Source organism: Modestobacter sp. NPDC049651, assembly GCF_040659695.1.
GTDB lineage: Bacteria > Actinomycetota > Actinomycetes > Mycobacteriales > Geodermatophilaceae > Modestobacter.
This window is the reverse complement of the sequence record NZ_JBFAOG010000003.1, coordinates 380,947-387,044: the sequence shown is the minus strand read 5'-3', so window position 1 is coordinate 387,044 and position 6,098 is coordinate 380,947. Positions and strand designations below refer to the sequence as shown.

Here is a 6,098-nt window from a genome sequence, read left to right as displayed (position 1 = left end):
CGCGTCGGCGCGGGTGTGGGCATCAGCCAGTGCCTGATCGTTACCGCTGGCGGTGAGGTCGGCGGGCAGTGCGGTGGTTGGCAGGCCCAGGGCGCCCCAGGTGTCGGTGGCGCGCTGACCGCCGCCGGCCACGACGGCCGGGTCGTCCTGACCCATGACGATGGCTCGGTTGCCCTCGGTGAGAGCGAAGGTCGGGTTGCCGCCCGGGCTGTACTGGGTGACGTCGATCGCCGGGATGCCGCCGGCGACCGGGGTGGCGGTGTTGACGGTGCGACCGTTGACGTCGAGGTAGGAGACGGTGGCGCTGGCCCAGTCCCGGACCACGGTGTCATCGCTGGCCCAGTGGTCACCCACCGACGCCGCGGAGGGCGCGTTGGTGGGGAAGACCGCGGTGGCGTCGGTGGGCGGCATCTCCTGCCCCCACCAGCGGGTCACGGCGTAGCTGAGGTCCTGCGCGCCGCCAGCGGCCTTAGTCAGCGGCACCCCGTAGACGATGTTGGTCGAGGCGGTGCCGTTGCGGTCATCGACGCTGCCGGGGGTGAGGGTGGGGCGGGCGACGGTGACGATTCGCCCGTCCGCGCCGGGCTGGTTGACCTCGAACGCCGGGCCGCTGCGGGCGTAGGTGAACGTCCAGGGCTGGCGGCTGATGTCGGCGACGGTGGCCAGCCGGCCGGGGCGGGTGACCGACTTGGTGGTCACGTTCCCGGTGTTGGCGTCCAGCACCAGGGCGTTGGGGTAGGGGACTGGAGACTCGTAGGTGTAGGTGGTGGTGAGCGCGGTCTGTCCGGGGTAGCTGCCGCCGGTGATCCCCGGCCGCGGGTCCGACACTTGGGTCAGGTACCCGGCCTTGTCGTAGGTGTAGGTGGCCAGCTGGGTGGCCACCGGGGCCCCCATCGGGGTGGCCGGGTCGGTGGCGTACAGGTCGATCCGCACCACCCGGGACACGTTCTTGGTGGCGCCGCTGGCGTCGGTGGTCGACACGGTGTCCGACCAAACGGGGGCGAGCACCCGGCAGCCGGCCGGCAGCGACCCGATCGGATCGGTGACGCAGCGGGTGGCGGTCGCGTCGTTCAGCGCGGGGTTGAGTGCGGCAACCCGAGTCAGTCGCAGCTTCCCGTTCACGCTCTGGTACTGGTAGCGGGTCTTGCCGCCGGTCGCGCCACTGGTGACCGGGTTGACCTCCGACACCGTCCACACGTCGGTCGGGCTGCCGGCCACCTGCGCGAAGCTGGTGACCACGCCCGAGGCGGTGTCGGTGAGGGTGTAGACGGTGTCGGCGGAGTCGGCGCTCAGCTTGAACGCCTCCGCGCCGGGCTCGGGGATCCAGGACGCGTTGTCGGCGCTGCGGGTGTAGGAGATCGTCGACCCGTCGGTCATCACCACGTCCCGGGACGTGGGCGAGGTTCTCTTCACCTGCGTGTAGTCCGCATCGGCGGTCTCGGCGACCCCACCCATCCGCCACTGCGGGCCGAACGCCTCATCGGCCTTGTCCCGGCTGCCGGCGTCGGTGGAGCGGGACCCGTAATCCCGCGAGATGGACACCCCGAACGCCGAAGCGTCGGTGTCGGACAAGCTCAGCTCACCGGTGAGCAGATTGACCGTGCCGGGGCCAGCGGCAGCGGTGCCGGACTGACCGGAGTTCGGGTCATAGGTCACCCCGAACACGGGCGCGGTCGGGGCCTGCTGCCCGGTGGTGTCGGTGAACAGCACCCGGGCATCCAGCACGCCGCCGACACCGTCCAGCTGCAGGCCGGCATCCCAGTAGACGACGTTGCCGGTCGCGGCGAACTTGGTGCCGTCGGCGGTCATCGGCATGGGCGCGCTGGTGCAGTTGCTGCTGCACAGCGGGGTGCCGTTCTTGTCGTACACGGTGGCGAGGTTGATCGGCTTCCACGAGTCGGCCGCGCCGCGGCGGTACTGCAGCTGCGGCTTGGTGCGCCTGCTGACCCAGGCCGAGTCGACCGCGACCGCGATCGGGATCCGTCGGCCGGCGCGCTGGTTGCGGGCCGGCTGGGTCAGCTGCACCCCGTTGGCCTCAGCGTTGGCGGCCCGCGTGGTCGGGTCGTAGATGATCCGGCCGCCCTCGAAGTCTTGCTGGTAGTCGCCGTTGCCCAGCTGGCGCTCCTCGCTGGTGGGCATGCCCAGCCAGCCGGGGTATCCGCCGTTGGCGGCGTAGGTCTGCCAGATCGTGCCCAGCACCGCGTGCGCGCCGATGCCAGACCGCCAGTACACCGACCCACGCTGGAAGTCGTTGTAGTACACCCCGCCGGGGCCGGCCTGCTCGTCGGTCATGGGCATGCCCAGGCGCCCGCCGTCAGAGCCCCACTCGTTCCACTTGTCCCGCAAAGCACCCTTGACGTAGTGCGCACCGGTAGCAGCCGACCAGATCAGTGTCGCGTCCTTGAAGTTGTTGTACGGGTTCCCTCCGTTACTCCACAGTTCATCGGTGATGGGATAGCCGAGCACCGAGTTGAGCCCGCCGAGTGCCCGCCACTTGTCCTTCAGGGCGCCCAAGATCGCGTGGGTGCCAATGCTCGGGTCGGGGCTCCACGAGATGAACCCGTTCTGGAAATCGTTGTAGTAGCCACCGCCCACATTGGCGGCTCGCTCTGTGTCTGTGGGCATGCCCAGGGCGCCCCACGGGCCGTCGAACGACGTGTAGAGGTTGCGGATCGCCCCGCACACCTTGAGGTTGTTGTAGTAGGTGCAGTTCTCCCACGAGATGTTCAGGTGGGGAGCCTCACCGGGCCTGACGTGGCCGGAACCGAACCGCTTGTAGCTGGTCCAGTCGCCCTCATCGGCTGTCAGCAGCAGACCAAGGTTCGAGTAGCCGTCGTAGTACCCCTGGTCACCGTTGGCCCAACTCTGGGCGATGGGCTTGATGTCGTGGAACTCCCATGCCGCGCCGCAACCCGAGTAGCCGTGAGAGTAGGTCTTCGCGACGTTCTGGTCTTGCGTGCCTGGTGTAGTCGTCCAGGTGACCCGGTCCTTGTACCAACCGTCGGCAATCGGGGAGATGTAGACGGTGCGCGGTTGGCATGTGGAGGAGTGGGAGTTGTAGAGGGACAGATTGGCCGAAGTGACCTGGTTTTCCGAGCCGACGAAGCCGGTGTTGGCAACGTCGAAGTAGAGCAGCGCCTCGGCGGGCGCCCAAACGGTGTTGGTCACCTGGCGGAGTCCGACCTGCAGGTCGCCGTTGTAGTCGTAGGACCAGTAGTTCTGGTTCGGGAAAGCCTCGTCGTCGTAGGTGGCGTAGCTCTTGGTGGCGTTGGTGTCCTGGTCGATGGAGGTCACCTGGGTGAACCAGGGGTCGATCGTGACCGGATAGATGCGGGCGGGGTCGGCCAGCCAGTCCGCGGCCACGCTCATCTCCACTGTCACCCTCGAGCCGGCCTGGCTCACCAGCCGGACGGCCACCGGCGCCACGGCGGGCTGAACCGGAAGACCGTCGGCCCCCGCGGGGCCGACGGTCTCGTGTGCAGCGCCCTTGTCGAAGGTGGCCACGAGGGCACCGGAGGAGTCGACGAACTCGACACCGCTGGGCATCCCGGCAGCGTCACTGACCTGCTGCGCGGTCACCCCCGCAGGCACGGTGAACTCGTCGCGGTAGGCGCCCGTGGGCGACCCGAGTGCTGCCCGCGTCGGAACAATGACTGACTCTTCCGCGCCCGTGGCGGTCACACGGACCACTACGTCGCGGCCACCGGACAGCGCGTCCGGGTACGCGGCGACCGTCGGATCGGCCGTGGCGACGGGCTCACCCGTCTGCCTGGTCGTCGGCGCACGCCCGGCAATCGCGACATCGACCATCCCAACCGGGCCCCAAGAGAACACCGACCCGGCCGACCCTGACTGGATCAACCCATCCGTGGCTCCCGACCGGTCGGCCACCCGCCCAGACGAATCATCGGCCGCAGAGGCCTGCCGTCGGCCACCAGCCGAGGGAAGAGACAGGTCCAGCGGTCGCCAGTCACCCGCATCATCCTTGAAACGTTCGGGCTGCGCGCTCACCGACGTGCTGAACGTGCCATCGGGGTGCGCGACCGTCTGCGAGCTCGCGGTCGTCGCTTCCTCCACGACCACCGGCGTCTTGGACGACCGCGCCTCCGCGGACGCGTCCGCCAGTGCCTCCTGCGCGGGATCGGCCGGCTCTGTGGGGCTCCCATCGGCAGGCGCAGACGATGATCCCGAGCCCTCGCCCGCCGGCGGGTCGGCCGGCGCGGGTGCCTCGACCGCATCCGGGGCGGCCTGCGCGTTCATCGCACGAGCCGAGGCACGCTCCGCCGCCTGCTGCACGGCCGATGAATCCTCGGTCACCGGCTGCCCCACGTTCGACGACGAGGACGGGCTGGCCTGCGCCGGCACCGCCTCCAGAACGCCAACCGCAAGAACAGCGGACAGCACCACGACCACCGGTGTCCGGGAACGCCACGAACGGACAGGCGAGAAGGCAGAACGAGGGCGCACGCGAGGACCTCTCCCACAGCAGGCAGACGATGCCGAGCCGAGGAAGGGTCAGGACCGGCGGATCAGCGCGCACACAGTGGCAGCGCGCAGTCACGCAGAGCAATACCCAGATAGAACACAAGTTGGTAACAGCACGCACCTACTGCCCTCTCGGCTCGATGCCCACCCGAGCCGGCTCCGGGATCACTCATCAACAGCCGATATGTGGCTGATGCTGCAGGCAGGGCAGCCACGCTCAGATGCGATCGACGTTCAGCTGAGCGCTGACCTTCTGTCGGCCTGCGGCCGACTCGTCGTCAGCCGAGCAGGCGGGAGCGGCGGATCCGGCGGTCGGGGTCGACGGTGTCGGCGATCGCGGCGGCCTGCTCGCGCACGTCCGCCGGCAGCGCGTCGGGCACGTGCGCCGCGCCTTCCACCCACGAGCCCGGCGTCGACCCGGCGTCCGCGGCCGACCACACCTCCCGCGCCCGGGCGAAGGCGGCGTCGATGCGTTCCCGCGGGAACGCGTCCAGCGACCCGACCGCGTGGACGAGGAACTCCCCCGGCGGCGCCACCACCGCCCCGGCGCGGCGCACCGGCGCACCCGCCACGTGCCGCAGCTCCAGCATCACCACGCCGGCGTCGTCCGGCACCGCCGTCGCGAGCAGGTCCGCCGCGATCCCCGGCGTCGACCCGTCCAGCCACCGCGCGTCCCCGACGGCCGGCGTCGCCGCCGGCGGGTCGAGGCGGATCCGCGCCAGCCCGGCCGCGTCGGTCGGCCCCCAGCTGTCGGTCACCGGCGCCGCCGCGGCCCGCATCGCGTCCAGCAGCGGCGCGGCCGCCGCCGGCCCGTCCGGGTCGGCCACCGCCAGGTGGACGACGGCCCGCCCCTGCAGCTCCGCCGGGAACAGCGGCAGCGGCGGCACGTGCAGCACCGAGATGCTCGTCGACACGCTGCCGGCCAGCGTCCCGATCACACTCGCCCAGGCGGCGAGCAGCTCCGGCAGCGCCTCGGCGTGCCACAGCAGCGCACCGGCGTGCAGGTCGGCCGCGGGCACCAGGTCGAACTCCAGCGTGTGCGCGATGCCCACCCCGCCGGCGCCGCGGAACGCCCACATCGCCGCCCGGTCGACCTCGTCGGTGGCGTCGTCCGCCGCCGTGCGCGCCTGCCCGCCGCCGTCGACGTAGTGCACCGCGCGCAGCGACCCGCTGGCCAGTCCGTCGCGCCGCACCAGCCAGCCGATGCCGCCGCCGAACGTGTACCCCGACACCGACACGGTCGGCGCCGAGCCGGCGAGCCCCAGCAGCCCGTGCTCCTCCGCCGCCGCGTTCACCGCCGCCCAGGTCGCGCCCGCGCCGACCACCGCGACCCGGGCGTCCGGGTCGACCGACACGTCGGAGAGCCGCGACGTGTCGAGCAGCACCGCCTCCTCCCCCACCGGCGCGCCGGCGCCGTGGCCGGTCGGCTGCGGCACCACCTCGAGCTGCCGGTCCAGCGCGGCGATCTCGGCCAGCGCGGCCGCGACGTCGCCGGGGGCGGTGACGACGGCGACCCGGGCGGGCCGCTGCACCACCGACGACGTGTGCGGACTGGTCGCCGCCGCGTAGGCGTCGGAGGACGGGTCGACGAGCATCGGGGGCTCCTCGGTGCC

At 71.4% G+C, this 6,098-nt stretch carries 1 protein-coding gene and 1 pseudogene; both read right to left on the bottom strand.

Annotated features, from left to right (window positions below):
- Positions 1–4,407: pseudogene (locus AB0J00_RS07360) on the bottom strand (hypothetical protein); the annotation flags it as partial.
- Positions 4,408–4,763: 356 nt separating this feature from the next.
- Entirely contained in the window at positions 4,764–6,080 is a 1,317-nt protein-coding gene (locus AB0J00_RS07355; protein WP_357742360.1) for an FAD-binding protein, read from the bottom strand.
- Positions 6,081–6,098 lie beyond the last annotated feature (18 nt).